The 2,604-nt window shown below is 67.7% G+C and carries 4 protein-coding genes; all 4 read left to right on the forward strand.

All coding sequences use genetic code 11. From position 1 onward, the window contains the following. Positions 1-921 (forward strand): pilus assembly protein PilM (locus GX108_04865; protein NLO56370.1); only part of this gene is annotated, 921 nt, incomplete at its 5' end. Next, positions 918-1,523 carry a PilN domain-containing protein gene (locus tag GX108_04870; protein ID NLO56371.1) on the forward strand — a complete coding sequence of 202 codons (606 nt, stop codon included), beginning with the start codon at positions 918-920 and terminating at the stop codon, positions 1,521-1,523. The genes GX108_04865 and GX108_04870, both read left to right, overlap by 4 nt. Further along, complete coding sequence (locus GX108_04875) at positions 1,520-2,041, forward strand: hypothetical protein (GenBank protein ID NLO56372.1); 522 nt, start codon at positions 1,520-1,522, stop codon at positions 2,039-2,041. The genes GX108_04870 and GX108_04875 overlap by 4 nt, the downstream gene beginning before the upstream one ends. After that, on the forward strand, positions 2,041-2,604 hold a 564-nt coding region (locus tag GX108_04880; GenBank protein NLO56373.1), incomplete at its 3' end, for a hypothetical protein. The genes GX108_04875 and GX108_04880, both read left to right, overlap by 1 nt.

Here is a 2,604-nt window from a genome sequence, read left to right on the forward strand (position 1 = left end):
AGCGTATCGACGGCGGGGCTTTCCCTGGGCACGGGCTCCATCCGGTACATCGAACTGGAGGGCTCGCCGGGCGACCTCGCCGTGTCGGTCAGTTCCGAGCGCCGGATCGAGGGCGTGGCCATCGAGCAGGAGATGATCGCCGACGCCCACTCCCTGGAGGCCCACCTCCTGGGGATGAAGGAGTCCCTGGGCGGCCGCTGGGCCGACCCGGTGGTCATCGGCATGCCCTCCCGGGACGTGCTGCTGCGCATCGTGGAGATGCCGGCCATGGACACCGCCGACGCCCGCGAGGCCCTCAAGTGGGACTTCGACAAGTACTTCCCCTTCCCCTACTCCGACGCCACCTACGACCTGGGCCCCATAAGCACCACCGGCGAGGGAGCCCGTGACAGCGCCCGGTACGTGGTGGCCGCCTCGAGGCTCCACGTGGTGAACTCCCTGCTGGACACGGCCCGCAGGGCCGGCATAAGGGTGGCCGCCGTGGAGCCCGCCAACGTGGCCCTCTACCGCTGCGCCCGGGGGAGCGGCCTCCGCGCCGCCGAGGGGTCCATGGTGGTCTCCGTGGGGAAGAACAGTTCCCAGATAGTGGTCGGCTTCGGGGGCGACGGCGTGCTCTACCGCACCCTCCTCGTGGGCGGGGAGCCGCCGCCGGGGCCGGGGGCGCCCTTTGCCGCCGTCGCCCGGGAGGTCTCCTCGACCTTCACCTACCTGGGGAGCCAGTTCCGCGAGATGAAGGTGGACGAGATAATCCTGGCCGGCGACTTCGCCGCCCGGCAGGAGCTGAAAGAGGCCATCGAGGCCGTGACGGCCGTGCCCGTCACGGTGTCCGATCCCTGGAAGGAGTGGGGCATCGTGGGAGCGCCCGAGGAACGGGCCGGTTGGGAGGCCGCCCTGGGGCTGGCCCTGAGGAGCCTGCCATGAGCCTCAAACTCGACCTGCGGCCCATCGATTACATCGAGTCCGAGAGGAAACCGGTGCAGCTCAAGAGGACGGTGGCGCTGGTCCTCGTCGTCCTCTTCGTGGGCGTGTCGGCCGTCACGTTCATCTACGGCCTGGTGCTCTCCCGGTCCCTGAGGGCCGAGAGGATGGAGCTGGCGTCGAACATCGAAAGGATGCTTCAGCAGAGCGGCAAACTGGGCACGGAGCTGAAAAAGCAGCAGGCCCTCTACCAGGACTTCGGCAAGGCCCTGGTCCTGCTCCAGAAGGAACTGCCCTCGGTGGAGTTCCTGGGCGTCCTGGAGCGGACCCTGCCCCCCGGCGTGTGGCTCCAGAAGGCGGGCCTTTCCCCGGGGAAGGCGGCCCTGTCGGGCTTCGCCTACACGGAAAACGACGTGGTCTCCTTCGGCAGGGCCCTCTCGGAGGCCTCGGTGGTGAGTTCCGTGGGCTTCCCCGTCACGACCAGGGTCCGCCAGGAGAGCGGCGCCTCGGTGCGGTTTTCGCTGGACTGCGGCATCAGGGACATCATGTCCATCGCCCCCGGAAGGGACGAGCCCGCGGAGTTGGGGGAGGTGGCCTCCCGATGAGAGTTTTCGCGCTGCCCCGCAAGCGGGTCGTCCTGTCGCTCCTTGGGGTCCTGCTGGTCCTTTTCGTCCTGGTCGGGCAGGTCCTCTTCGCCCGGAGGGTGAACGAGGAGCGGAGGCTCATCGTGGAACTGAGGACCAGGGAGAGAGTCCTCGAGGCGGACATCCAGAACAAGTCCAGCCTGCTCCAGGCCTATAAAAAGACCAACGAGGAGATAGGCGCCTACCGGGTGAGCCTTCCCCCCGACCAGGTGGCCTTTTATTCCTCCGTGGAGAGGGAACTGGCCAAAAACGGCATCCAGGTCAACAGCATGAAGCCCTCCAAACCCGTCGCCGGCACCTCCTCGGTGCAGGTGGACTTCCTGGGGCCCTACTACTCGGTCCTGGGCGTCTTCTCCGACTGGAGGGGCATGGGAAGCGCCGTCAGGATGAAAAGCGTCAGCATCGAGGCCGACGAGCCGGGCCGCGTGAAGGGCAGGGCCCTCCTCGAGACGACCCTGGACACGGGAGGTGACCACTGATGGCCGGACCCGATACGTGGCTTGGCACATCGCGGGAGCTGTGGAAGGACATCGTGGAGGGCAACCGCTTTCCCCGGTGGTTCAGGGTTTTGCTGGCGCTGCTGCTCATCGGCGGCATCCTGTGGTCGGGGTTCCTCTTCCGGCGGATGGTGATCACCGCCCACGCCAGGGACCTCCCTCCGCCGCCGGCCGGCGGGGCCGCCGTGGAAAAGGAGATAGCCTCCCTGCAGGAGACGGCCGCCGGCTTCAGAAACGCCGTGCTGGCCCGCTCGGGGAGCACCCAGTTGACGATCATGGCCGCCACGTTGGCCCGAAGGCCCTTTTCCCCGTCGGAACCGGAGGCGGCCGAGGGGGACGAGGTGGCCTCCGCCTCGGCGCCGGCGCCGCCCGAGATGTGGATAAAGGCGGTGCTGATCAGGGAAAAGGACGCGGCCGTCGTGGCCGATATCGAAGGTTTCGGCGAGGGCGTCATCCTCAGGAGGGGGATGACCTTCGGCGGGGGCCTGGGAAAGGTCCTTGGCATTTCTCAAGAGAAGGTGGTGGTCACATGGTCCGGTCAGCAA

Source organism: Thermovirga sp. (genome assembly GCA_012523215.1).
Lineage (GTDB): Bacteria > Synergistota > Synergistia > Synergistales > Thermovirgaceae > 58-81.